Annotated in this window: 29 protein-coding genes and 3 tRNA genes; 15 read left to right on the top strand and 17 right to left on the bottom strand. The window is 42.3% G+C overall.

The window, feature by feature from the left end; all coding sequences use genetic code 11:
- Nucleotides 1-111 precede the first annotated feature (111 nt).
- From PH_RS03085 to PH_RS03095, 3 genes are read right to left on the bottom strand one after another with little or no spacing between them, the layout of a single operon-like run.
- Entirely contained in the window at nt 112-750 is a 639-nt protein-coding gene (locus PH_RS03085; protein WP_010884754.1) for a DUF120 domain-containing protein, read from the bottom strand.
- Entirely contained in the window at nt 662-1,297 is a 636-nt protein-coding gene (locus PH_RS03090; protein WP_010884755.1) for an endonuclease V, read from the bottom strand. The genes PH_RS03085 and PH_RS03090 overlap by 89 nt, the downstream gene beginning before the upstream one ends.
- On the bottom strand, nt 1,257-1,907 hold the full coding sequence (locus PH_RS03095) for a haloacid dehalogenase (RefSeq protein ID WP_010884756.1): 651 nt from the start codon (nt 1,905-1,907) through the stop codon (nt 1,257-1,259). The genes PH_RS03090 and PH_RS03095 overlap by 41 nt, the downstream gene beginning before the upstream one ends.
- Nucleotides 1,908-1,989: 82 nt before the next feature.
- Here PH_RS03095 and PH_RS03100 point away from each other — a divergent pair, with 82 nt between their 5' ends.
- The 4 genes from PH_RS03100 to PH_RS03115 are packed head-to-tail and all read left to right on the top strand — an operon-like array spanning nt 1,990 to nt 3,811.
- Entirely contained in the window at nt 1,990-2,322 is a 333-nt protein-coding gene (locus PH_RS03100; protein WP_010884757.1) for a transcription factor S, read from the top strand.
- Nucleotides 2,304-2,495 carry a hypothetical protein gene (locus tag PH_RS03105; RefSeq protein ID WP_048053184.1) on the top strand — a complete coding sequence of 64 codons (192 nt, stop codon included), beginning with the start codon at nt 2,304-2,306 and terminating at the stop codon, nt 2,493-2,495. Before PH_RS03100 ends, PH_RS03105 begins: the two co-directional genes overlap by 19 nt.
- Nucleotides 2,473-3,222 (top strand): DNA polymerase sliding clamp, encoded by a 750-nt coding sequence (locus PH_RS03110; RefSeq protein WP_010884759.1) that lies wholly within the window; start codon nt 2,473-2,475, stop codon nt 3,220-3,222. The genes PH_RS03105 and PH_RS03110 overlap by 23 nt, the downstream gene beginning before the upstream one ends.
- A gap of 31 nt (nt 3,223-3,253) precedes the next feature.
- On the top strand, nt 3,254-3,811 hold the full coding sequence (locus PH_RS03115; RefSeq protein WP_048053185.1) for a Gins 15 protein: 558 nt from the start codon (nt 3,254-3,256) through the stop codon (nt 3,809-3,811).
- Here the strand turns inward: PH_RS03115 and PH_RS03120 are convergent.
- Complete coding sequence (locus tag PH_RS03120) at nt 3,801-5,033, bottom strand: MFS transporter (protein WP_048053186.1); 1,233 nt, start codon at nt 5,031-5,033, stop codon at nt 3,801-3,803. The two genes, PH_RS03115 and PH_RS03120, sit on opposite strands and share 11 nt — an antisense overlap.
- A gap of 83 nt (nt 5,034-5,116) precedes the next feature.
- Here PH_RS03120 and PH_RS03125 point away from each other — a divergent pair.
- A tRNA-Trp gene (locus PH_RS03125) sits at nt 5,117-5,265 on the top strand.
- A gap of 5 nt (nt 5,266-5,270) precedes the next feature.
- Here PH_RS03125 and PH_RS03130 read toward each other — a convergent pair.
- Genes PH_RS03130 through PH_RS03170 form a run of 9 tightly spaced genes read right to left on the bottom strand, consistent with a single transcriptional unit; the run spans nt 5,271 to nt 11,367 of the window.
- On the bottom strand, nt 5,271-5,957 hold the full coding sequence (locus PH_RS03130; RefSeq protein ID WP_010884762.1) for an aspartate racemase: 687 nt from the start codon (nt 5,955-5,957) through the stop codon (nt 5,271-5,273).
- Nucleotides 5,954-6,472, bottom strand: coding sequence for a cob(I)yrinic acid a,c-diamide adenosyltransferase (locus PH_RS03135; protein ID WP_010884763.1), 519 nt, complete (start codon nt 6,470-6,472; stop codon nt 5,954-5,956). Before PH_RS03135 ends, PH_RS03130 begins: the two co-directional genes overlap by 4 nt.
- Nucleotides 6,473-6,491: 19 nt before the next feature.
- Nucleotides 6,492-7,421, bottom strand: coding sequence for a transglutaminase-like domain-containing protein (locus PH_RS03140; RefSeq protein ID WP_010884764.1), 930 nt, complete (start codon nt 7,419-7,421; stop codon nt 6,492-6,494).
- A gap of 2 nt (nt 7,422-7,423) precedes the next feature.
- The gene (locus PH_RS03145) at nt 7,424-8,008 is read right to left on the bottom strand and encodes a lysine exporter LysO family protein (RefSeq protein WP_048053187.1); all 585 of its coding nucleotides are present in this window, start codon (nt 8,006-8,008) and stop codon (nt 7,424-7,426) included.
- Nucleotides 8,005-8,250, bottom strand: coding sequence for a LysO family transporter (locus tag PH_RS03150; RefSeq protein WP_010884766.1), 246 nt, complete (start codon nt 8,248-8,250; stop codon nt 8,005-8,007). The genes PH_RS03145 and PH_RS03150 overlap by 4 nt, the downstream gene beginning before the upstream one ends.
- Entirely contained in the window at nt 8,247-8,702 is a 456-nt protein-coding gene (locus PH_RS03155; RefSeq protein ID WP_048053188.1) for a hydrogenase maturation protease, read from the bottom strand. Before PH_RS03155 ends, PH_RS03150 begins: the two co-directional genes overlap by 4 nt.
- 23 nt (nt 8,703-8,725) lie before the next feature.
- Nucleotides 8,726-9,130 carry a Zn-ribbon domain-containing OB-fold protein gene (locus PH_RS03160; RefSeq protein WP_010884768.1) on the bottom strand — a complete coding sequence of 135 codons (405 nt, stop codon included), beginning with the start codon at nt 9,128-9,130 and terminating at the stop codon, nt 8,726-8,728.
- A 1-nt stretch (nt 9,131) separates the two neighbouring features.
- Nucleotides 9,132-10,301, bottom strand: a complete 1,170-nt coding sequence (locus tag PH_RS03165) for a thiolase domain-containing protein (protein ID WP_010884769.1) — start codon at nt 10,299-10,301, stop codon at nt 9,132-9,134.
- A gap of 13 nt (nt 10,302-10,314) precedes the next feature.
- Nucleotides 10,315-11,367 carry a hydroxymethylglutaryl-CoA synthase gene (locus PH_RS03170; protein ID WP_010884770.1) on the bottom strand — a complete coding sequence of 351 codons (1,053 nt, stop codon included), beginning with the start codon at nt 11,365-11,367 and terminating at the stop codon, nt 10,315-10,317.
- Nucleotides 11,368-11,592: 225 nt separating this feature from the next.
- On the opposite strand from PH_RS03170, the gene PH_RS03175 reads away from it, so the two are divergent.
- Genes PH_RS03175 through PH_RS03215 form a run of 9 tightly spaced genes read left to right on the top strand, consistent with a single transcriptional unit; the run spans nt 11,593 to nt 20,519 of the window.
- On the top strand, nt 11,593-12,150 hold the full coding sequence (locus PH_RS03175) for a pyruvate/ketoisovalerate ferredoxin oxidoreductase subunit gamma (protein ID WP_010884771.1): 558 nt from the start codon (nt 11,593-11,595) through the stop codon (nt 12,148-12,150).
- 33 nt (nt 12,151-12,183) lie between these two features.
- The gene (locus PH_RS03180) at nt 12,184-12,501 is read left to right on the top strand and encodes a 3-methyl-2-oxobutanoate dehydrogenase subunit delta (protein ID WP_010884772.1); all 318 of its coding nucleotides are present in this window, start codon (nt 12,184-12,186) and stop codon (nt 12,499-12,501) included.
- A gap of 10 nt (nt 12,502-12,511) precedes the next feature.
- A complete protein-coding gene (porA, locus tag PH_RS03185) occupies nt 12,512-13,696 on the top strand; it encodes a pyruvate ferredoxin oxidoreductase (protein ID WP_048053189.1) in 1,185 nt (394 codons plus the stop codon).
- Nucleotides 13,697-13,701: 5 nt separating this feature from the next.
- A complete protein-coding gene (locus tag PH_RS03190; protein WP_048053190.1) occupies nt 13,702-14,637 on the top strand; it encodes a 3-methyl-2-oxobutanoate dehydrogenase subunit beta in 936 nt (311 codons plus the stop codon).
- Nucleotides 14,638-14,667: 30 nt separating this feature from the next.
- Nucleotides 14,668-14,985, top strand: coding sequence for a pyruvate synthase subunit PorD (gene porD / locus PH_RS03195; protein WP_048053191.1), 318 nt, complete (start codon nt 14,668-14,670; stop codon nt 14,983-14,985).
- Between the two features lie 15 nt (nt 14,986-15,000).
- Complete coding sequence (porA, locus tag PH_RS03200; RefSeq protein ID WP_048053192.1) at nt 15,001-16,188, top strand: pyruvate synthase subunit PorA; 1,188 nt, start codon at nt 15,001-15,003, stop codon at nt 16,186-16,188.
- Between the two features lie 10 nt (nt 16,189-16,198).
- Nucleotides 16,199-17,194 carry a pyruvate synthase subunit PorB gene (porB, locus tag PH_RS03205; RefSeq protein WP_048053193.1) on the top strand — a complete coding sequence of 332 codons (996 nt, stop codon included), beginning with the start codon at nt 16,199-16,201 and terminating at the stop codon, nt 17,192-17,194.
- Nucleotides 17,195-17,224: 30 nt separating this feature from the next.
- Nucleotides 17,225-18,016 (top strand): hypothetical protein, encoded by a 792-nt coding sequence (locus tag PH_RS03210; protein ID WP_010884778.1) that lies wholly within the window; start codon nt 17,225-17,227, stop codon nt 18,014-18,016.
- A complete protein-coding gene (locus tag PH_RS03215) occupies nt 17,997-20,519 on the top strand; it encodes a CDC48 family AAA ATPase (RefSeq protein WP_010884779.1) in 2,523 nt (840 codons plus the stop codon). The genes PH_RS03210 and PH_RS03215 overlap by 20 nt, the downstream gene beginning before the upstream one ends.
- Nucleotides 20,520-20,890: 371 nt before the next feature.
- Here PH_RS03215 and PH_RS03220 read toward each other — a convergent pair.
- Both PH_RS03220 and PH_RS03225 read right to left on the bottom strand, forming a co-directional pair.
- A tRNA-Val gene (locus tag PH_RS03220) sits at nt 20,891-20,968 on the bottom strand.
- 12 nt (nt 20,969-20,980) lie between these two features.
- A tRNA-Ala gene (locus PH_RS03225) sits at nt 20,981-21,058 on the bottom strand.
- A 151-nt stretch (nt 21,059-21,209) separates the two neighbouring features.
- Between PH_RS03225 and PH_RS03230 the strand changes: the two genes are divergently transcribed.
- Complete coding sequence (locus PH_RS03230; protein WP_231833714.1) at nt 21,210-21,386, top strand: hypothetical protein; 177 nt, start codon at nt 21,210-21,212, stop codon at nt 21,384-21,386.
- 484 nt (nt 21,387-21,870) lie between these two features.
- Here PH_RS03230 and PH_RS03235 read toward each other — a convergent pair whose 3' ends face one another.
- Entirely contained in the window at nt 21,871-22,185 is a 315-nt protein-coding gene (locus tag PH_RS03235) for a nucleotidyltransferase domain-containing protein (RefSeq protein ID WP_010884781.1), read from the bottom strand.
- A complete protein-coding gene (locus PH_RS03240) occupies nt 22,161-22,547 on the bottom strand; it encodes a HEPN domain-containing protein (protein WP_010884782.1) in 387 nt (128 codons plus the stop codon). The genes PH_RS03235 and PH_RS03240 overlap by 25 nt, the downstream gene beginning before the upstream one ends.
- Between the last annotated feature and the right edge of the window lie 40 nt (nt 22,548-22,587).

Here is a 22,587-nt window from a genome sequence, read left to right on the forward strand (position 1 = left end):
AATGGCGCGCAATGAACGAGGTGACGTCGTCGGGCGGACAGGGCCCGGTCTCCGGGGCCGCCTGAGGTTGCCGAGAATGGCGTTCAATGAAGGCGGGCGGATAATCCGGGCCTAAAGAACTTTAATTCTAACTTTATCTCCATCTTGAAGATTCAAAGTTTTTCTTAAGTTAACTGGAGCTATTACCTCGGCGATTTTTGGAGGATGAACGGTTCTTGATGGTATAACTATAGCCCCCTCTATTCCATCTATTTTAATTCTATAGGCTCTTACATCTCCAAAAGTCCTCCCGTTCTTTTTAAATCCCGGAATTATGATTGGTCTAGACGTGCATAAAGCATCAAAGATTGTTTTTGGGAAAATGACCTTAACATTTAATGTTCCAGGATAGGGATCAAATCCTAAATATTCCCTGATAAAAGGAGCATACTGTCTAACGTAATACGCCCCTTCCCCAATCCCTGAGATAACTTCGCCCACTATGACTCCAGAATATAGGGCTATTGATATATCCTCGTAAAGCTTCTCTAAGAGCCTTATCCCCTTTTCCGTAATCATGACTGAAGTCCCCCTTCTTGATTCCTCTTTTTCTATGTATCCCAACTCCTCAAGCTCTTCAAGCCATCTGAGAGTTGTTTGGGGTGAAACATCTAACTCTTTACTAATTTCCCTGAGAGTTATTGTTATCTTTCCCCCTATTGCCCCTCTTTTTCCTAGATCTATTAGGAGAAGGAGTGTTTTTAACTTCATAAATCCTCCCCTTTGATAGTTTATCGGCCAATTTTAATGGTTTTGGATACCCACTTTCGTCGAGTATCGCTCTTATTATTTTGGTGGCATCTTCAAGCGTTATAAGATTTCCAACACTTACATAGACTTTTCCAACTTTCTTATAGGTATCCTTTGGTGTGTTTTTTAGTAATCTCTTTGCCACTCCTATAGTAGGTTTCCTAAGAACAACTCCAATATGTGAGGCTAATCCATACCCTCTTGGATGGGCTTTTCCGTGCCCCTCAACTATAAGAACATCGAATGTCTCTCCTTTTGTTGCTATAAGTATAGGTTTGGTCTCCCTTAGAAAGAAGAAGGTGGGGATATATGGAAAAGATACCGTTGTTTCAATAACTTTAGTTTTCAGGACTTCTCCCTCTGGAAACGTCGTTATAACTAATGCTGCTCTTGCCTTTTCTTCCTTGTATGAAACGTCCACTGCTGCAACTTTTCTAACCTCATTTATCTTCCTTTCGACTATACTTTTACTCAGTTTTTTCTGAATATTTGCTATCCTCTCTAACATTTAGGAACCCCTCTATCTTCTCCTCAACACTTCTGTTTATCTTTGCCCTTGTTAAATCTTCTAATGTTTTTTCAAGGATATATCTAGCTTGATCTTGTTTTTGTCTTATATTAACTAGTCCTTTTGGATATTCAAGTGTCATTAGCTCTTCATACACATTTTCCATAAATTTGTATATATCTTCAGCAACATCTAGCTTTCCTTGCATGAGGTTTATTAAAAAATGCCTTCTTAACTCTCCGATGAAATCTCCGATTCCCAATATGTAGTCCTGGGGTGGAACTCCAAGTTCTTCAAAGCTTGGGAAATCCTTGTTGGTCAAATACCTGTAAAGGAGTGTTGCTTCGACGAATTCCTGGTTAGCAGTTTGAACGTATCCTGAATAATAAAGGTCTTCATGCTCTTTGAGCTTTTTCTTAAGTTCCTCTATTAGTAATGAAGCTTTTTCAAGTCTTTCCCTAGCTAGCTCCATATCTTCCCTATGCATAGCCTTTATAGCATCGCCACTAAGTCTGACTATTTCTCTCGTGATTTGAAGAGCTTCTTCCCTAATAGCGTCTTTTTCATCGAGTACCTCCTTAATTCTTGCTATAACCTCATTTATCTTCATCTCCTTCCCCCTCCCTATTTTTAGGTAAAGTTTTTATTTTAAATTAGGTTACCTTAACTTTGGCTAAACGGGGGGTGAGAAAATGGTAAAGTTCTGCCCTAGGTGCGGGAGTATAATGATTCCGGATAAGAAGAGAGGAGTTTTCGTGTGTAGGAAGTGTGGTTACGAGGAACCCATTAATCCTGAGGATGCTAAAGCCTATAGAAGAACTGAGGAGATTAAGCATAAGCCCGATGAGGGAGTTATAGTGATAGAACAAGACTTTTCAACGTTACCAACTGCAAAAGTTACCTGTCCGAAATGCGGCTATCATGAAGCCTGGTATTGGGAGGTTCAGACTAGGGCCGGGGATGAACCCTCAACGATATTCTATAAGTGCAAAAGGTGTGGCTACGTATGGAGGAGCTACGAGTAAAAGTTCTTATTAAGTTAGCGGAGAAAGCTTTAAAGGAACTTGATGAAGCCTATAGAAGGATTCCTGAGGTTAACAATGGAAAAACTTATTTACTAAGAGGGAAAGAGAGAGTTAGGCTTATGCTTAATATCCTAAAGGAGGTGCAAAAAGATGCCATTCGAAATAGTCTTTGAGGGTGCAAAGGAATTTGCCCAGCTCATAGAGACGGCCAGCAGGCTTATAGATGAAGCGGCCTTTAAGGTAACAGAAGAAGGAATATCAATGAGGGCTATGGATCCGAGTAGAGTAGTTTTAATTGACCTTAACTTACCTTCGAGCATATTCAGTAAGTATGAGGTGGATGGGGAAGAGACGATAGGTGTCAATATGGATCACCTAAAGAAAGTTCTTAAGAGAGGTAAGGCCAAGGATACGCTTATCTTGAGAAAAGGAGAAGAGAACTTCCTAGAAATAAGCCTCCAAGGGACTGCTACTAGAACCTTTAGATTACCCCTAATCGACGTTGAAGAGATCGAAGTGGAATTACCTGATCTCCCGTATACAGCAAAGGTTGTCGTTCTGGGCGAAGTGCTTAAGGAAGCAGTTAAAGATGCTTCCTTAGTAAGCGATAGCATAAAGTTCATGGCTAAGGAAAATGAGTTTATCATGAGAGCGGAAGGAGAAACCCAGGAAGTTGAAGTTAAGTTAACCCTGGAGGATGAGGGGTTACTTGATATAGAAGTTCAAGAGGAGACAAAGAGCGCTTATGGGGTTAGTTATCTAGCGGATATGGTAAAGGGAATAGGAAAGGCCGATGAAGTGACAATGAGATTCGGGAATGAAATGCCGATGCAGATGGAGTACTATATTAGGGATGAAGGTAGGTTAACGTTCCTGCTAGCCCCAAGGGTTGAGGAGTGATACTTCTTCATAATTTTTTATGGGGATTCAAATGGATATTGAGGTTCTGAGACGTCTTCTCGAGAGGGAATTATCTTCTGAGGAGCTAACTGAGATAGATGAGGAATTTTACAGAGATTTGGCTAGCTTTAGGAAGGCCTTGGAACTAAATGCTGAGAGGTATGAAGAAAGGGGAGAGGATATAGAAAAAAGATTATATCTAGCCCAACTTTCGCTTGTTCAAAGCATAGCTCGAGAGATCTTAAAGATCAGACTGCATAAGATTGTAGATATGGCCTTTGAGGGCGTGCCGAAGAATTTGGTTGGCGACGAGAAAAAGATATTTGCCGTACTATCGGCCTTTATTAATGGAGAACCTATTTCAATTGAGACAACAGAGGTAGAGGTAAAGGAAGAAAAAGTAGAATCAAAGACACCTTCTGGCTTTTTAGAGTTGTACCTCTTAAAATCAGATATCCCCAGGATCATTGATGAGAACCTTAACGAATATGGCCCCTTTAAGGCCGGGGATCTTGTTACCCTACCAAGATCTATTGGGAATGTTTTGGTCAAGCGTGAGGTGGCCGAAAAAATAACGATTAGGATTTGAAGGCGAGTAGAAAGCTCACTATTAATGGTAGGGTTGTAGAATAAAGCATTACTGAGAATCCGAAATTATCTGCTATTAACCCTCCAATTAAAGGACCTATCACCCATCCCAGAGTCATCATCGTGTTTAAAAGTCCCATACCCTGACCTCTTTCCCTGTGTGGTACTCTTCTTGCAACGTAAGTCGATGCAGAACTGGTAATCATGGCCCATTTCACTCCCGATAGCAATGACACTAGGGCCATAATGATGATAGTGGTAGCCCAAGCATAACCTATGAACGTTAATATATATCCAAGAATTGCCAGCTTGTAAAATACCTTTTCTCCGTATTTATCTATTAGCCTTCCAATTAGAAGTGATCCTAGGGCCGCTGCCAGGGAATCTATTCCAAGTAAAAACCCAACAAATTCCTCTCCGAACTTCTCTTGAAAATACACTGGAACGGTTGCATAAACTTCTCCTGAGGCAATCATCGCCAGTAAAACTGAGAGATAGAACGCTCCAAGTTCCCCCTTCATTAACATTTTAAATGCTGAACTCTTCATTTCAACTTTTTCGGACTCTCTACCCTCTCTAATTGGAAGAAAACTACCAATATTCTTCTTTTTCCTTTCTCTCTCCTTTACTTGGGTCAAGAACAATATTGAGACCAGAGAAACTATGGAGGTTGCCAAAAATGCACTTTTTATTCCCACCTTTTTCACTATATACCCACCCAGGAAATTCCCTACCATGAACCCCATATTCTCCACGAAATTAAAGAAGCCAAACATTGAACCTACCCTAGTAGAAAGTTCCGATATCAATGCTGAATGCGCTGGTGCGAAGGAAGCTCCTAATGCCCCTTGGGTACCTCTTAGGGATAGAAGGAGGATCGGTGTTGATATAAAGATGACTAAAACGTATGTGGTACCCGAGAATAGAACTCCCAAAATTATGAATGGCTTTCTCTTTCCAATTTTATCTGAAAGATATCCAAATGGATACTGAAAGATTGCTGAGGTTAAGTTGTAGATAACACTTAATAAACCCACTAAAAACATCGTTCCCCCTATAATCTTCATGTACACAGTTAAGTATGGATATCCAATCCCCCAAGCTAAGTTTGCAAAGAACATCCCTATTGCAAAGAAGGTTATATTCCTCTTAAGGGTGTTTCTTCTGGCTTTTCCAGCCCTTTCTCGGATACCCTGAAGAATTGTGTTCTTTCTCGTTTTCATTAAGGTCACCCTCTAAACGTTTAGCTATTGAACTCAATGGGATAAAGTTTATAAGTTCATCGAAAGCTAAAAATTAATCGAGTGGGGGCGTGGTGTAGCCTGGTCCATCATCGCGGGCTCCAGAGGCCATGAGGATAGGCGGGTTTGCTGACCTCGGGGCGTGATGAACCTTTGGAGCCCCGAGGGCCGGAGAAACCCGCGGACCGGGGTTCAAATCCCCGCGCCCCCACCAAGTTTTTACTTTTCTAATGCAACCTTAACGGCAACTTCTGCTATAACATCCATAGGATCTATGAGGGGAACTTTTAGATCATCCTGCTTAAGAACTACACTAACTTCGGTACATCCAGCTATTATGCACTCTGCTCCTCTCTCCTCTAGGATTTTTGCAGTCTTAAGTAGTAGCTCTCTTCCAAGCTTCAAATTCCCGGCTTTAACCCCCTCATATATCCCTCTCATAACATCTTTCTGCTCATCTTCCGTTGGAGTCATGATTTCAACTCCATACTTGGAAAACTCTTTTTCATAAACTCCACTCACTATAGTTCCAGTAGTAGCTAGCAAGCCAGCTTTTTTGAACCCTAACTCTTTTACTTTTTTTGCAGTTTCTTCTATCATGCTAATTATGGGGATCTTGATAGCCTTCCTTATATCCTCAACAAACGCATGCGCGGTGTTACAAGGCATTATTATAAAGTCGGCCCCACACTCTTCTAGTCTTTTAGCCGTCCAGATAAGTTGTGGTCTTGGATCTTCTCCTTTACCAAGAATATAAGCAGTTCTATCAGGAATTTGAGGATTATTGAATATTATAACCTTCGGGTGTTCCTGATCCCTCTTTGCCGGGGTTTTAATGACAATTCTCCTGAAGAGTTCGGCCGTAGCTAACGGACCCATACCACCAAGTATACCTATCGTTTTCATGATCTGACCTCCTTAAGTTTGTTCTTTTCGATTTCAATAACTCTTGCGAGCAAGAATAGAAGATCACTAAGCCTATTTAAGTAAACTAACGCCTCCTTACCTATACCAAATTCTCTTAATACTGTAGCAACCTTTCTTTCGGCCCTCCTAGCTATGGTTCTGCATACATCAAGCTTAGCACTTTCGAGAGTTCCTCCTGGGAGTACAAAAGACTTTAAATTGACCATTTCTTCATACCTAGATATAAGCCCTTCGAGCCACTTTATTCTCTCCTCACTGATTCCTTCTATCTTTCCCTTACTTCCTATTTCTCCCATTATCTTGTAAATGTCGTTTTGAATTTCCTCTAGGATCCCTTTCATCTCCTCGTCAACGTAGTGCTTGGCTTCCCCTATAAAACTCGTTAGTTCATCTAAGGTTCCGTTTGCCTCTATGATTGGGGAATCTTTCCAGACTTCCTCTCCTCCAAACAGCCGTGTCGATCCTTTGTCTCCAACCTTGGTTGTTATTCTCATCCAATCACCATATGATCCTCTACCTACCCAAGAAAAGCCTAACTATTAAATCATCCCCTTCAAGCTTTATAGAAATCCAGAATGCGGAATATCGTGAGATGTCTGATTTGATTTTTTCATTCTTTAATATTTCGTCCGCTATGAAATTTGAATATTGCTCTACGAATGTATCGTCGTAAAATAGCTTGAAGTTCTCAAATTTAATCATCCAGACTTTTCTCTCTTTGAGCCCTTGTGGGAGCACAGTTTTAAGGTCTATCCTGGGGAACAAATTAGTTCTTCTCTGAAATTCCGATAGGAGAAGATTCTCTAACATATCTAAGGAGATGTTACCTGGGTAAAATCCAAAATTGCTCAGATCTAGATATTTACGTCCTGATACTACAACTCTTCCCTTTTTCATTTCGACCTTGTACATCTCAGCAAATAAAATTATTTTTCCCTCAAGTTTTGAGAATTGGATCAAATATGAATCCAAGTTCTTTGGTGGAAGCCTTTGATCTAAAATGAAGAGTTTTCCGGAAATGTTAACGGCCACCGCAGCGTGAAGAGTTGGATCCTCCATGAAGTGAAATATCATAAGATATACAGGGCTTATGTTCGATGCCAGAAGAAGTCCGGCCGTTAATACTGCATAATCTGTACAAACTCCCTCTCCAACTTTTATAAACTCTGAGGGTTTCAGTATGATATCGCTTCCCTTATTGTTATCATAACTAAGGTGGTCTTCTTCCCATTCGAGTATATTCCAGATCTTCCACTCTATCGTACCCCCAGGAATTTCCTCAGCAACTCCTTTAAGAATTTCAAAATCCTCGGGGATGTAGCATGACATAGCTTGAGTTATATTGGAGGTCCTGGGGCACGTTTCTTTAATGCTTTCATTTAGATTTAAGCACCCAATTCCCAACATTATGACTATAAATATAATAACTGAAACTTTCTTCACTCTTATTCACCCGAAGTCAATGCTGGTACAATAATTGGGACCAATAGGGAGAGCAGAAATCCGTGTATGAACGCTATAACTCCAGCCTCCTTACCTCCAAACTTCACTATTATAGGTAGTGTTGAGTCCATAGTTGTTGCGCCTCCTATTGATATTGATGGCTCTTTTCCAAAGATTTTTGCAAGCATTGGGTAGCTCAAAACGGTAAAAACCTCCCTGATAAAGTTGGTCAAGAAGCCAATTACCCCATATATTGGAGAATATTGAGCTAAAATGGCCCCAGTTAGAGAATACCATCCAACACCTGCACTTATAGCTAAGCTCCATTTTAGGGGTATATCAATTACCAAAGATGCTAATGCTCCCCCAATTATTGAACCTATTAACGTTGAAAAAGGTAGTGCTATAGTTTTGTGAGATAGTACCTTTTTGAAATCTTTAATCTTTGTATTGAGCCCAAGATCGAGACCTATTATGAATATTAAAATGTAAAGGGATACTTCATAAGAGTTCCCAGGGTTAATTCCAAGCTTACCTAATATGAAACCTATGGAAAGGGATATCAATACTAGAATGGTGAACTTCACTTTATCCCCTCCCATGTAATTTTAGCAAATACTAAGCTACCTACAATCGTGAGTGTTGCAAGTAGGATGGAGTATATCGCTACTCTACCAGTGTTTATCTTAACGTTACCAATTTTCATTCCCATTAAGAATACCAGGATAATTATCGAAGCAGACATGAGAATTTCAGTATTCAGCCTTATCTTACCTCTGAGAAGGTATCCTACTACTATTCCAAAGGTTAGAGGAATAATAATATTCATGACTTCTCCCTCGTTATCCTTTCTATAACTTCTAGAGCTTTGGGAATTGCTTTTCTTGCTTCTTCGCTTAACTCTAAGTTTGGTTTAATATTTTCTTCTCTTATTGTAATCCCGATGAAGTGTAGCTCTGCTCTTCTCAATCTCTCATCTAATTCTATGAGCAACCTCAGCCCTTCTATAGCTCCCATAAAATGTGCACTTCTTATTTCGGCTTTTAACTTTTGAAATATCTCCTCCCCTTTTAAGTGAACGACTTTTCCTGACTCATCTGAAAGTATCGCATCGACTATTATTACCCTATCTTCTCCCTTATACCTTCGCTGAAGTAAAAATACATCCGTACCCAGCTCTTCTACCCTATATCCTCTTTCTTTTAGTATTTTACCTACTTTTATCCCTACACCATCATCTCCCATAACTTCGTTCCCGAGGGTTACAATCAGCACGCTCATCAAAAATTAATAAAAAAGGAAGGCTATTTTAAAATTGGTCTGAATTTGTAACCATAGAGTATTATGCCATCTTCGTTAAATTCAACTATCTTTCTCGTCACCATCTCTACTTCCATTCCTTCCTTTATTTCATCTGGCTCAACGTCAGTTAGCTGGGCTAAGACTATTGGGCCTTCTTCGAGCTGTATTAGTGCTATTGGGTAGGGTTTATAGTATTCAAATCCACTTGGTGGATTTCTAACTATCGTCCATGTTATAACCTTCCCCTTACCGCTGAATTCGAAATCCTCAACGTTTCTGCTGCCACAAATCGGGCAGACTGGTCTCTTGGGGAAGAAAACATGTCCGTTTTCACATTTACCTCCAATTAACCTATACTTCTCCTTAAAATGTCTCCAATATCGGGAAACCTGCATTGGTTTCCCCATTTCAAACCCTCCTGAAGATTGTGACGGTTATATTTGAACCCGTTCCACCTATGTTTTGGGTTAATCCTACTTCAGCGTCAGGAACCTGAATACCATTTGGAGCTTCTCCTCTGAGCTGTAAGGTAGCTTCAACTGCTTGGTAAACTCCCGTTGCTCCAACTGGGTGTCCTCTAGCTTTTAATCCTCCCATCGTTTGTATTGGATAATCGCCATCTATGGCTATTTGTCCCTCTTTAGCAAGCATAGCTCCCTTTCCCTTTTCGGCAACTCCAAGGGCTTCTAAGCTAAGGGCGGCCATAATTGTAAATGCATCGTGGACTTCAAAGAAGTCTATATCCTTCGGCTCGACGTGGGCCATTTTATAGGCCTTCTCAGCTGCAATTTTTGCGGCTTTTAGCGTTAACAGATCCTCCCTGTTTGCTAGGTTTATTGTATCTATAGCCCTTCCCATTCCTGCAACTTCTACCCACTTATCCTTTGGAACTCCCAGTTCTTTCGCCTTCTCTGGAGTTGTTATTATTACCGCCGCTGCCCCATCGCAAACTGGAGATGCATCAAATAGCTTTAGTGGATCTGCAATATAGGGGCTTTTCATGACTGTTTCAACAGTTATCGGCTTCTTAAACATTGCATATGGATTCTTAGCCCCATTAGCGTGAGCATTAACTGCAAATAGGGCTAAATCTTCCTCTGTATATCCATAAGTATTCATGTAATACCTCATTACTAATGCATTAAGTGCGACGAAGCTGACCCCATGGAAAAGCTCCCACTCTGCGTCACTTGCGTAAGCTAAATACCTTGTGGCATCGCTTGGCCAGGCATCGGTCATCTTCTCTACGCCGACTACTAGGACGACATCCTCTAATCCGCTTAGTACTGCTTTAACTCCCTCCTGAACCGCAGCTCCACCTGAGGCACAAGCTGCTTCAATTTTAACAGCGGGAATGTTTCCTAAACCTGCCCAGTCCGCTATGAGGGCTCCAAGATTTTCCTGCTCTATGAATGAGCCTGATGCCATGTTTCCTACATACAGAGAGTCAACTTTGTCTATTCCGGCATCATCCATGGCCTTTAAAATTGCTTCAACGGCCAGATCTCTAAGTGACGTCCTCCAGTGCTCCCCTACGGGAGTCATGCCAACGCCAACTATTATTACCTTATTATTCATTTAAACCACCCCTTCATATGATGTATTTCCTTCTCGCCTTAGCGTATAGGGCATAATCGATAACCTTCCTTCTCTTAATGTAATCTTCAACCTTCGGTGCAAGGTTTCTCTTCTCTTCAATAGCATCCTGGACTACTATGCTAAACGCATCGCTTCCAGCTCCAGAACCAAAGGAAACCCAAAGGATCCTATCTCCTGGCTTTGCAATATCTAATACGGCCGAGATTCCAACCATTGTTGCTCCACTGTAAGTATTTCCTATCCTCCCACTTAGAAGTCCAGGTAACACCTTCTCCTTTGGTATACCTAACATCCTTGCCGCAACGAGTGGGAATTTAACGTTCGGTTGGTGGAATACTGCGTAGTCAAAGTCCTCTGGAGTTAGCCCTAGCTCATCCATTAAGGTTTTTGCCGCGGTTACTACATGATGAAAGTATGCTGGTTCCCCCGTAAATCTGTTTCCATGCCTTGGATAATGCTCATGTTGTCTTCTCCAGAAGTCAGGGGTGTCGGTAACATAGGAGTAGCTACCTTCAAAGTATGCTACTGTTTCGGAACTCTTTTCACCGATTATAAAAGCTGCTCCCCCTGCTCCTGCTGTGAATTCGAGATGATCTCCTGGTCTTCCTTGGGCCGTGTCGGCCCCTATTGCCATTGCATACTTAGCCATTCCTGAAGCTACAAACCCTATTGCTGCTTGAAGAGCTTCAGTCCCAGCTTTGCACGCGAATTCAAAGTCTGCTGCTTCTAGATCTGGTGTTGCCCCGATGGCTTCGGCGATTACCGTTGATGAGGGTTTTACAGCATAAGGCTTACTTTCACTTCCAAACCAAATGGCCCTTATATCCTTTGGATCTATTTTAGCTCTTTTTAAAGCATTCCTTGCAGCCTCTATTCCAATTGTTATAGCATCTTCATCTAATCCTGGGACGGCTTTTTCTTCAATTGGGAAATTTGATATTCCCCAAACCCTCCCGATCTCTTCATTTCTTATTCTGTACATTGGTACGTAAGCTCCATAACCAACTATTCCCACGTCTTTAATGGGTTTTAGAAGTTTACCCATTCTTCATCACCTTTTCTTTTCTTCACCTATTAGCCTTTCAACCCTTTATAAAAGACTTTCGGTAATAGTACAATCTAAAATCGTTGATCGCCGAATATATGTAGGTAATGATAGCATTTGACAATTGTCGTAATGTCTTAGTACCTCCACCGAAAACTACATAAATCTAACTTAAAAACTCTAGATTGAACTCAGATTAATTGAAAGCTTAAGGGGGCAAAAAAGATGATAGAGATTCGTTTTCATGGTAGAGGTGGACAGGGTGCTGTTACCGCTGCAAACATCCTTGCAGAAGCAGCATTCTTAGAAGGAAAGTACGTTCAAGCGTTTCCATTCTTTGGTGTTGAAAGGAGAGGTGCTCCAGTCACTGCATTTACAAGGATCGATGAGAAGCCCATAAGGATAAAGACCCAAATTTATGAACCTGACATAGTTGTAGTCTTAGACCCATCACTTCTTGAGACTGTGGATGTAACCGCTGGTCTTAAAGAGGAAGGAATCGTTATAATAAACACAGAAAAGAGCAAGGATGAAATCCTTGAAAAGCTTAAGAAGAAGCCAAAGAAGTTAGCACTCGTAGATGCAACGACAATAGCCCTTGAAACCCTAGGGCTCCCAATTACGAATACCGCTATTCTTGGTGCAGTGGCAAAAGCCACGGGCCTGGTGAACATTGAAAGCGTCGAAAAGGCCATTAAAGACACGTTCTCTGGAGAACTTGGGGAGAAGAATGCAAAAGCTGCAAGGGAAGCCTTTGAGAAGACTGAGATATTTGAAGTTTGATTTTCTTAAACCTTTTTATATGGAGGGATACCTATGAATACGCTGTTTGGAAAGGCCAAAGAAGAAGCAAAGCCAATAACTCCTAAGTCAGTTGATGAGTATCCTGAAGCTCCAGTAAGCTTGGGAATAACTTTAGTAAACTTTACTGGAGACTGGAGAACTTTTATGCCTGTTATTGATGAATCAAAGTGTGTTAAATGCTATATTTGCTGGAAATACTGTCCAGAGCCTGCTATTTATATAAAGGAGGATGGTTTTGTTGCAATAGATTACGATTACTGTAAGGGTTGTGGTATATGCGCAAATGAGTGTCCTACTAAGGCGATAACCATGGTTAGAGAGGAGAAGTGAGGTGAATCGTATGGAGTATAATCCGATTAAAAAAGTTGTTAGTGGAAATTACGCTGCTGCATATGCAGCTTTACATGCTAGAGTTCAAGTCGTTGCCGCTTATCCAATCACGCCTCAAACGAGTATAATAGAGAAGATAGCTGAATTCATAGCTAATGGTGAAGCTGATATTCAATATATCCCAGTAGAGAGTGAACATTCAGCAATGGCCGCCTGTATAGGAGCTTCCGCGACGGGGGCTAGAGTATTCACGGCTACCTCGGCCCAAGGTTTAGCGCTTATGCATGAGATGCTTCACTGGGCCGCTGGTTCCAGGCTACCTATCGTGATGGTCAACGTTAATAGAGCCATGGCTCCCCCCTGGAGCGTTTGGGATGACCAGACTGATAGCCTATCACAAAGAGACACCGGCTGGATGCAATTCTATGCTGAAAACAATCAAGAGGTTTACGATGGTGTCTTGATGGCATACAAGGTTGCTGAAACCGTTAACATTCCAACAATGATCATTGAAAGTGCCTTTATCCTAAGCCACACTTACGAAGTAGTTAACATGATCCCCCAGGAGCTTGTTGACGAGTTCTTACCTCCAAGGAAGCCACTCTATACGCTAACTGACTTCGAGAATCCAATAGCTGTTGGAGCCTTGGCCACTCCTGCAGATTATTATGAGTTCAGGTATAAGATAGCAAAAGCTCATGAAGAAGCTAAAAAAGTTATTAAATCCGTGGGAAAGGAATTCGGGGAGCGCTTTGGAAGGGATTACAGCAAGATGATAGAAACGGGCTACATAGAAGATGCGGATTTCGTGTTCATGGGAATGGGTTCCCTAATGGGAACCGTGAAAGAAGCTGTTGACCTACTCAGAAAGGAAGGTTACAAGGTTGGTTATGCAAAGGTTAGGTGGTTCAGGCCATTCCCCAAGGAAGAGCTACTAGAGATCGCTGAGAGCGTTAAGGGGATAGCAGTTCTTGATAGAAACTTCTCCTTTGGACAGGAGGGGATCCTATTCACGGAAGCCAAGGGGGCATTGTACAATACGGGGGTAAGGCCGATAATGAAGGATTACATAGTTGGACTTGGAGGAAGAGACTTCACGGTTAGGGATGTTAAGGCCATAGCCGAGGATATGAAGAAGGTTGTTGAATCTGGAAAGCTCGATAAAGAAATTGAATGGTATCACCTTAAGAGGTGAGAATTATGGAAATTCCAGAAGAAGTTAAGAAGAGACTTACAATTCCATTTGAAGAGAATTTCTTTGCTGGACATACTGCATGTCAAGGATGCGGTGCATCTCTTGGTTTAAGGTATGTGTTAAAGGCGTATGGAAGGAAAACTATCGTTGTAATTCCTGCATGTTGTTCAACAATAATTGCCGGCCCCTGGCCATACTCGGCTTTGAACGCTAACTTATTCCACACAGCATTTGCAACAACGGGAGCAGTCATTAGTGGAATTGAGGCAGGATTAAAAGCTTTGGGATACAAGGTTAAAGGAGAAGACGGAATAATGGTCGTTGGATGGGCTGGTGATGGAGGTACCGCAGATATAGGATTGCAAGCTTTAAGTGGCTTCATTGAAAGAGGCCATGATGCGGTCTACATAATGTATGATAATGAGGCTTACATGAATACTGGAATTCAGAGGTCTTCATCAACACCCTACGGAGCATGGACTACTAATACCCCAGGAGGAAAGAGACATCTCCTTGAGAAGAGGCACAAGAAAAAGGTTATTGATATTGTAATAGCCCATAGGATTCCATATGCAGCGACTGCAAGCGTTGCATATCCCGAAGACTTCATAAGGAAGTTGAAGAAGGCCCAAAAGATCCCTGGGCCGAGCTTTATTCAGCTCTTTGCTCCATGTCCCACCGGTTGGAGGGCCCCAACTGATAAGTCAATAGAGATAGCTAGGTTAGCTGTTCAAACAGCTTACTTCCCACTCTTTGAGTATGAAAACGGGAAATATAAGATAAACATGCCGAATCCAAAGAAAGAACCTAAACCAATTGAAGAGTTCCTTAAGCTCCAGGGTAGGTTTAAGTACATGACAAAGGAGGATGTTGAAGCTCTACAAAAGTGGGTGCTCGAAGAATGGGAAAGGTTAAAGAAGCTTGCTGAGGTATTTGGTTGAATTTATTACCCTTTTTGAGAGGTGATGGATATGGCCGAAAGCCCATTTAAAGCCGATATTGAGAGGGCGCAAAAAGAATTAACGGAAAAAATGACTCCTGGAGCAATAGCCTACATCCCAGGAAGTAGCGTAATTAACAAGACAGGCTCTTGGAGAGTCTTCAAGCCGGAATTCCATAAGGACAAATGTGTAAGATGCTTCCTATGCTACATATATTGTCCTGAACCGGCAATATACCTAGACGAGGAGGGTTACCCAGTCTTCGACTATGATTATTGTAAGGGTTGTGGTATATGTGCAAATGAGTGTCCAACAAAAGCAATTGAAATGGTTAGGGAAGTTAAGTGAAAGGGGGTGTTTTTTATGCCAATTAGAACTGTTATGAAGGCTAACGAGGCCGCCGCATGGGCGGCTAAGCTTGCAAAGCCTAAGGTAATAGCTGCATTCCCAATTACACCATCAACTCTAGTTCCCGAAAAGATTAGTGAATTCGTCGCAAATGGAGAACTCGATGCTGAATTCATAAAGGTTGAAAGTGAACACTCAGCAATCTCCGCAGTGGTGGGGGCTAGTGCGGCTGGAGTTAGAACCTTCACGGCTACAGCTTCTCAAGGTTTAGCCCTTATGCATGAAGTCCTATTCATAGCGGCTGGAATGAGGTTACCTATCGTAATGGCAATTGGTAACAGATCGTTAAGTGCTCCAATTAACATTTGGAACGACTGGCAGGACTCAATAAGTCAGAGAGATACCGGTTGGATCCAATTCTATGCTGAGAACAACCAAGAGGCCTTAGACTTAATCCTCCTAGCCTATAAGGTTGCCGAGGATGAAAGAGTTCTCCTTCCAGCAATGGTAGGCTTTGATGCATTCATCCTAACGCACACCGTCGAGCCGGTTGAGATTCCAGATCAGGAAGTCGTAGATGAATTCCTGGGAGAATATGAGCCCAAGCATGCATACCTTGATCCAAAGAGGCCCATAACCCAGGGTACACTAGCCTTCCCGGCCCACTATATGGAGGCCAAATACCTAGTCTGGGATGCTATGGAGAAGGCTAGGAAGGTAATAGATGAGGCCTTTGCAGAGTTCGAGAAGAGGTTCGGAAGGAAGTACCAGAAGATAGAGGAATACAAAACTGATGATGCCGAGATAATTTTCGTCACAATGGGTTCACTAGCCGGAACCCTTAAAGACTGGGTAGATAAGAAGAGGGAAGAGGGATACAAGGTTGGAGCAGCTAAAATGACAGTTTACAGGCCCTTCCCAGTTGAGGAAATAAGGGCCCTCGCTAAGAAGGCGAAGGTTCTTGGATTCATAGAGAAGGATATAAGCATAGGTCTCTACGGTGCAGTCTTCATAGATGCCTCCGCGGCTTTAGTAAATGAAAGCGAGAGGCCACTAATGCTGGACTTCATAGCTGGCCTTGGTGGAAGGGATGTCACCTTCGGCCAGTTAGACGATGCACTAAGGATTGCAGAAGAGGCCCTTGAGAAGGGTGAAGTTGAGAAGCCAATTCACTGGATCGGATTGAGGAAGGAATTATTGTGAGGTGATTAATATGGCCGTTAGAAAGCCTCCCATTACTACTCGTGAATATTGGGCTCCTGGTCATGCTGCATGTGCTGGTTGTGGATGTGCTATAGCCCTAAAGTTGGCAACCAAAGCATTCAGCGAAGCTATGGAAGAGAAGTATGGTGATCCAAATGCATTCGCAATCGCTCAAGCCACTGGTTGTATGGAAGTCGTCTCAGCTGTATTCCCATACACCGCTTGGAAAGTTCCATGGATTCATGTTGCATTTGAAAATGCCGCTGCAGCAGCTTCTGGAGTTGAAGCTGCATGGAAAAAGCTTGGTATAAAGGGTAAGATACTAGCCATAGGTGGAGACGGAGGTACCGCAGATATAGGATTGCAGGCACTTTCCGGAATGCTTGAGAGAGGCCACAACGTCGTTTACCTCATGTACGATAATGAGGCTTACATGAATACTGGAATTCAGAGGTCTTCATCAACACCCTACGGAGCATGGACAACGACTTCACCCCCAGGAAAGTATTCCATTGGTGAGGATAGACCAAAGAAGTGGGTTGCGTTAATAGCTGCGGCCCACCAGATACCTTATGCTGCAACTGCTAGCATTGGTAATCCATTCGATCTAGTGAAGAAAGTTAAAAAAGCTGCTAAGGTTGACGGTCCAGCCTTTATACAAGTTCACTGTACCTGTCCAACAGGATGGAGAACCCCACTTGAGAAGGGAGTTGAGATAGCTAGGTTAGCTATTGAAACCGGAATGTGGCCACTCTTTGAGATTGAAAACGGAGATATATGGAACATAAAGATACAGCCCCCAGGAGGAGGGGCCAAGGTTTACAAGGAAGGAGGAAGGGTTGTAAGGATAGAGTTCAAGAAACCCATAGAGGAGTACCTCAAGTACCAGGGAAGATTCAAGCACCTCTTCAAGAGACCGGAAGCAATTGAAGAACTCAGGAATCAAATAAAGGCCATGTGGAAAGTCCTTGGAGTTGAGGCCATTCTCCCAAGGCCTGAGGAGTGAGGTTTTTAATCTTTCTCCTTCTTTTCTCCTATGATGCGAGTGGCTATAGTAACTAGCGATCCTAGGGTATATTACATAGCTGCAAAGGTGCTAAAAGAAAATAAGATTCCATTTTATAGCCTGAGATTAGGTGATGAGATACCCTTTGATGTTGAGGTAGTTTTGACGTCTGAGAAAGACTTTGACAAGGTTAGCTTCCCCAATAAGATAATAGTTAGAGATGAAACGTTCATAGATGAACTCCTTCTAAAGCTTGAGGGCCGCTCAAAGTTCAAGAACGTCTTTATAGCAATAGACCCAGGGGAAAGGCCGGGAGTAAGTGTTGTCGCAGACAATAGGGTTCTAGAAGTTTATCATTTAAAGAGTCCGAGAGATATCAACGTTATCCTGCAACTCCTTGAGAAGTATCCTGGGGCTAAGATAAAAATAGGTCACGGTGCGAAGAGGCACAGGGTATTAATGCTTAAGAGCTTAGCAAAGATCCTTGGTGAAGATTATCCAATCATAATAGTTAATGAAAGGGGTACTACCCCTAGGGTTGGAGGAGTTGAAGCATGGGCAATCCAGGATATAGTAGCTTCGATAAATATAGGGCTTAGGGAAGGTAGGGAAACAACGATAAGGGAACTAGTTCGTGGAGACAAAGTTACTAAAGGAGAGATAGAAAACATTAAAGCCAGAAGTAGAATACTTAGTGGGGGTAAAATTACCATATCATCCGAGCTCGCTAGAGAGGTAGCCCTTGGTAATCTCACAATTGAGGAGGCCATTGAGATTCAAAAAAGAAAGGAGAGGTGGAAAGATGATACTCGGGAGGAGTGAGCCTCAAAAGGAGGAGATCAAGCTTAGGGTAGCTGAGGCCCTTAAGCGTGACGTTGGTAGGGGGATTGTTAGATTTGATAGACGCTATCAGAAGATGATAGGCGTTGAGCCGGGGGATATAGTTGAGATAGAGGGAGAGAGGGTAACAGCAGCTATCGTTGCGAACTCCCATCCGGATGATAAAGGGCTCGACATAATAAGGATGGATGGTTATATAAGAAAAAACGCTGGAGTTAGCATTGGAGATTACGTTACCATTAGGAGAGCTCAAGTTAAAGAGGCCAAAAAGGTTGTCCTTGCTCCTGCGCAGAAGGGAGTTATAGTCCAGATTCCTGGAGATATTATAAAGAATAACCTTCTCGGGAGGCCTGTAGTTAAGGGTGACATCGTAGTTGCTAGTGGTCGTGGGGATTTATACTATTCTAGCGGAACTCCATTCGATGAGATCTTCAGGGGATTCTTTGAGGCCATGTCGGTCGGCTTTGGAGAGCTTAAATTCATGGTTGTAAATACCATTCCAAAAGGGATAGTCCAGATAACATATAACACCGAAGTCGAGGTTCTTCCTCAGGCCGTTGAGGTCAGGGAAGAGAAGATCCCGGAAGTTACCTATGAGGATATTGGTGGCCTTAAGGAGGCAATACAGAAGATAAGGGAAATGGTCGAGCTACCCCTAAAGCATCCTGAGCTCTTTGAAAGACTGGGTATTGAGCCTCCTAAGGGTGTTCTTCTTTATGGTCCTCCTGGGACTGGTAAGACTCTCTTAGCTAAGGCCGTTGCTAATGAGGCTAACGCTTACTTTATCGCAATAAACGGGCCAGAGATAATGAGCAAATACTACGGAGAAAGCGAAGAAAGATTAAGGGAGATATTTAAGGAAGCTGAGGAAAATGCTCCTGCAATAATCTTCATTGACGAGATTGATGCAATAGCTCCGAAGAGGGAGGAGGTTGTTGGTGAGGTAGAAAAGAGGGTTGTCTCTCAATTGTTAACTTTGATGGATGGTTTGAAGGGTAGGGGTAAGGTTATTGTTATTGGGGCTACTAATAGGCCTGATGCTTTGGATCCTGCTTTGAGGAGGCCTGGGCGTTTTGATAGGGAGATTGAGGTTGGAGTGCCAGACAAGCAAGGAAGAAAAGAAATACTACAAATCCACACAAGAGGAATGCCAATAGAACCAGACTTCGAGAAGGATGCAGTAATAAAAGTCCTCAAAGATTTGGAGAAGGATGAGAGGTTTGAGAAGGAGAAGATTGAGAAGATAATCGAGAAGGTTTCAAAGGCCAACAGCGAGGATGAAATAAAGGAGATACTCAAGGAGGACGGGAACGTATATGTAGAGGTTAGAAACAGGCTAATAGATAAGTTGCTTGAGGAATTGGCTGAGGTTACTCATGGTTTCGTTGGCGCTGACCTAGCAGCACTAGCCAGAGAAGCAGCAATGGTCGTGCTTAGAAGGCTCATAAATGAGGGTAAGATAAATCCAGAGGCCGAAAGTATTCCAAGGGAGGTTCTCGAAGAGTTGAAGGTTACAAAGAGAGATTTCTATGAGGCTTTGAAGATGGTTGAGCCTTCTGCTTTGAGGGAGGTCCTCATCGAAGTCCCAAACGTCCACTGGGATGACATAGGCGGATTAGAAGAAGTAAAACAAGAACTAAGAGAAGCAGTAGAATGGCCACTAAAATACCCCAAGGCGTTTAAGAAACTCGGTATAACTCCTCCTAAGGGTGTTTTGTTGTATGGTCCTCCTGGGACTGGTAAGACTCTCTTAGCTAAGGCCGTTGCTACTGAGAGTGAAGCCAACTTCATAGCCGTTAGAGGCCCAGAAGTATTAAGCAAGTGGGTTGGCGAAAGCGAGAAGAGAATTAGGGAAATCTTTAGGAAAGCAAGGCAAGCTGCACCCGCAATAATCTTTATTGATGAGATTGATGCAATAGCTCCGGCTAGGGGAACTTCTGAGGGTGAAAAGGTTACTGATAGGATCATTAATCAGTTGCTTACGGAAATGGATGGACTAGTTGAGAACAGTGGTGTCGTCGTTATTGCTGCTACTAATAGGCCTGATATTTTGGATCCTGCTTTGTTGAGGCCTGGGCGTTTTGATAGGCTTATTTTAGTTCCTGCTCCTGATGAGGAGGCTAGGTTTGAGATTTTCAAGGTTCACACTAGAAGCATGCCATTAGCCGATGACGTTGATTTAAGAGAATTAGCAAGGAGAACAGAAGGATACACAGGAGCAGACATAGCAGCAGTATGCAGAGAAGCAGCCCTAAACGCGCTGAGGAGGGTTGTTAAGAGCGTGCCAAAGGAGAAATTGGAGGAGGAAAGTGAAGAGTTCCTCAATAAATTGGTAGTCACAAGAAAGGATTTTGAAGAAGCGTTGAAGAAAGTCAAACCGAGTGTTAGCAAGTATATGATGGAATACTATAGACAATTTGAAGAGGCAAGAAAGAGGGTTAGTGGAGAGTCCGTAGGAAGGGAACCAGATTACTTTACTGGATAACTTTTTTATCCTTTTACTTTTTATACAGAAATTCTTACTGATAAGTGGAACAGTAAGCGCAATAGGTGAAATTATAAATTCAACATACATAGACCCAGGCACGGGTAGTGGAGGTGTTGTATACCTCGGAGTTTACAAAAAGTTGACTTATTCTGAACATGGAAACACGGAAGTTGAAGACTATATCGGTTAGGAGCTTCTCAGAAAGTATCTATATCACTTGGCTTTCCAAACTCAATAAATATACCCATAACTCTCTCTGTTAGAATTGCCCCAACAATTGGAGGAATAATAAGTTTCCATAGACTTTGCAAAGAAAGTTGCAGACAAAATTCCCAGGAAAAGTAAGTTTTTGAATTGCTAAGAAAATCTGGTGGGCCCGCGGGGATTTGAACCCCGGACCTCCACCTTGTCAGGGTGGCGTCATAACCAGTCTAGACCACGGGCCCGCCCAAAATTTGTGGTGGACCGGCCGGGATTTGAACCCGGGGCCTCCGCCTTGCCAAGGCGGCGCTCATACCAGGCTGAGCTACCGGCCCACCTTAAGACCATTTACGTATCCTAAAGTTGGCCTTAAAAACTTTACGCCAAACTCTTTTAAAACTCACGAATTGCAGAAAAGCTTTCATTTAGGAATTTACTTTGAATAAAGAGTTTGCTAATATCAATGTCTTAGCAGGATTATTGGGAATGAAGCTGCAAGAATGGATGGCCGTTATACTCTTCAATAAGTTCCGACTTAAGGCAGTTGGAGGCATGGTTACGGAGAACGCTACGACATTAAGGGGATTGGTTACTCAGAGAGAAGGGGAAGAAAAGTTAATAATCTTCTCTAAATCCTCGTTTAGGTGTTGGGCATGGTTGTAAATGTGAAGGATTCTGAGGGTGTGAAACTCCTCATTGAGAAGGTTGCGAGAGCTATTTGAGTTCCACCAAAGGAGCTTATTGAATATTACGAGTGGAAGGCTAACCGAGAGAAGCTCAAAAAGAGTCGAAAGAGGATGACGGAGGCCGAAGTGAGAAAAATAATAGTGGAGTGGAAGAAAGAGAAACCCCGTATGAGCGAGGAGAAAGCTGTTAAACTCTACTATGAAGCTGGGGAGGAAATTTAAAAAATGGGAGAGAATTGAAAGAAAACTAAAGAAGCTCGGCTTAGAGTAGTCATTGATACCTCCGTGTTGTTTTCTGGTGCAATCTCCACCAAAGGTTATGCCTTTAGAGTCCTTGAACTTCTCTTTGGGGGATCATAAATTACTATTCCACTTCAACCAAAGCCGAGTACTATGAGGTTATCAGCTACCCCAAACTCATAAAGAAGATTCCGTTTGAAGTTTCTATGAAACAACAGTGTTTAAACAATAATTCCTTCTTCTACTGCTTTCCTAACTATTCCATAAGCCCTCTTCTTTCTCTCAAACTCCTCTGGAGTGTAGCATAGCACTTCAAAATCTCCTATGATACCATCGTTCCACAAAACTCTCAAGATCTCACTTGATCTTTCAGTAAAATGTTTCCCTCTAAAGGCTTCAGACACAACAATAATATCATAATCACTGTCTTTAAGGTAATCTCCTCTAACTCGAGAACCAAAAAATATTATTTTCGCATCTGGATAACGTTTCCTTATAGCTCTCACGATTCTCAAAGTCCAAGCTTCTGTCTGCAAAACTCAATCACCTTCTTAGCTTTTTCGAGATGTTCAACGGCTATTCTCTCATTGTAAATCTTTGCTGGAACTTCATTTGCAGCATCGGGATACCTGGTAACTATATATTCAGGATTCAAGTCCAAAACTGCATCGATTATCTCCTCGTCCTTGATTCCTAGTTCATTTGATAGTCTCAATAAGCTATGAGTTTTGGGAGGAAATTCTCTCTTCACTTCAATATACAGGGCTTTTAAGGCCTTCTCAGCAGCTTGTTGAGAAAAGAATACGCTTGCATAGTATCTTTTAACTTCAATTAGAACTTCGGCAGTTTTTAGATCCTCTAGTGCCTGTTCCCACAGTAGTCTAGCTTCCTCTCTCATTTCTATGACATTTGTATGAACAATAGTTTTAACTCTTTTC

Source organism: Pyrococcus horikoshii OT3, from assembly GCF_000011105.1.
Classification (GTDB): domain Archaea; phylum Methanobacteriota_B; class Thermococci; order Thermococcales; family Thermococcaceae; genus Pyrococcus; species Pyrococcus horikoshii.

What these genes read in the sequence shown, in the direction of transcription:
- PH_RS03180 (WP_010884772.1), top strand. Translation starts at nt 12,184, where the DNA reads ATGAATACGCTGTTTGGAAAGGCCAAAGAAGAAGCAAAGCCAATAACT.
- PH_RS03100 (WP_010884757.1), top strand. Translation starts at nt 1,990, where the DNA reads ATGGTAAAGTTCTGCCCTAGGTGCGGGAGTATAATGATTCCGGATAAG.
- PH_RS03175 (WP_010884771.1), top strand. Translation starts at nt 11,593, where the DNA reads ATGATAGAGATTCGTTTTCATGGTAGAGGTGGACAGGGTGCTGTTACC.
- PH_RS03120 (WP_048053186.1), bottom strand. Translation starts at nt 5,033, where the DNA reads ATGAAAACGAGAAAGAACACAATTCTTCAGGGTATCCGAGAAAGGGCT.
- porA (WP_048053189.1), top strand. Translation starts at nt 12,512, where the DNA reads ATGGAGTATAATCCGATTAAAAAAGTTGTTAGTGGAAATTACGCTGCT.
- porB (WP_048053193.1), top strand. Translation starts at nt 16,199, where the DNA reads ATGGCCGTTAGAAAGCCTCCCATTACTACTCGTGAATATTGGGCTCCT.
- PH_RS03150 (WP_010884766.1), bottom strand. Translation starts at nt 8,250, where the DNA reads ATGAATATTATTATTCCTCTAACCTTTGGAATAGTAGTAGGATACCTT.
- PH_RS03170 (WP_010884770.1), bottom strand. Translation starts at nt 11,367, where the DNA reads ATGGGTAAACTTCTAAAACCCATTAAAGACGTGGGAATAGTTGGTTAT.
- PH_RS03240 (WP_010884782.1), bottom strand. Translation starts at nt 22,547, where the DNA reads ATGAGAGAGGAAGCTAGACTACTGTGGGAACAGGCACTAGAGGATCTA.
- porD (WP_048053191.1), top strand. Translation starts at nt 14,668, where the DNA reads ATGGCCGAAAGCCCATTTAAAGCCGATATTGAGAGGGCGCAAAAAGAA.
- porA (WP_048053192.1), top strand. Translation starts at nt 15,001, where the DNA reads ATGCCAATTAGAACTGTTATGAAGGCTAACGAGGCCGCCGCATGGGCG.
- PH_RS03130 (WP_010884762.1), bottom strand. Translation starts at nt 5,957, where the DNA reads ATGAAAACGATAGGTATACTTGGTGGTATGGGTCCGTTAGCTACGGCC.
- PH_RS03110 (WP_010884759.1), top strand. Translation starts at nt 2,473, where the DNA reads ATGCCATTCGAAATAGTCTTTGAGGGTGCAAAGGAATTTGCCCAGCTC.
- PH_RS03095 (WP_010884756.1), bottom strand. Translation starts at nt 1,907, where the DNA reads ATGAAGATAAATGAGGTTATAGCAAGAATTAAGGAGGTACTCGATGAA.
- PH_RS03230 (WP_231833714.1), top strand. Translation starts at nt 21,210, where the DNA reads ATGAAGCTGCAAGAATGGATGGCCGTTATACTCTTCAATAAGTTCCGA.
- PH_RS03085 (WP_010884754.1), bottom strand. Translation starts at nt 750, where the DNA reads ATGAAGTTAAAAACACTCCTTCTCCTAATAGATCTAGGAAAAAGAGGG.
- PH_RS03090 (WP_010884755.1), bottom strand. Translation starts at nt 1,297, where the DNA reads ATGTTAGAGAGGATAGCAAATATTCAGAAAAAACTGAGTAAAAGTATA.
- PH_RS03115 (WP_048053185.1), top strand. Translation starts at nt 3,254, where the DNA reads ATGGATATTGAGGTTCTGAGACGTCTTCTCGAGAGGGAATTATCTTCT.
- PH_RS03160 (WP_010884768.1), bottom strand. Translation starts at nt 9,130, where the DNA reads ATGGGGAAACCAATGCAGGTTTCCCGATATTGGAGACATTTTAAGGAG.
- PH_RS03165 (WP_010884769.1), bottom strand. Translation starts at nt 10,301, where the DNA reads ATGAATAATAAGGTAATAATAGTTGGCGTTGGCATGACTCCCGTAGGG.
- PH_RS03105 (WP_048053184.1), top strand. Translation starts at nt 2,304, where the DNA reads ATGGAGGAGCTACGAGTAAAAGTTCTTATTAAGTTAGCGGAGAAAGCT.
- PH_RS03210 (WP_010884778.1), top strand. Translation starts at nt 17,225, where the DNA reads ATGATGCGAGTGGCTATAGTAACTAGCGATCCTAGGGTATATTACATA.
- PH_RS03135 (WP_010884763.1), bottom strand. Translation starts at nt 6,472, where the DNA reads ATGAGAATAACAACCAAGGTTGGAGACAAAGGATCGACACGGCTGTTT.
- PH_RS03215 (WP_010884779.1), top strand. Translation starts at nt 17,997, where the DNA reads ATGATACTCGGGAGGAGTGAGCCTCAAAAGGAGGAGATCAAGCTTAGG.
- PH_RS03190 (WP_048053190.1), top strand. Translation starts at nt 13,702, where the DNA reads ATGGAAATTCCAGAAGAAGTTAAGAAGAGACTTACAATTCCATTTGAA.
- PH_RS03155 (WP_048053188.1), bottom strand. Translation starts at nt 8,702, where the DNA reads ATGAGCGTGCTGATTGTAACCCTCGGGAACGAAGTTATGGGAGATGAT.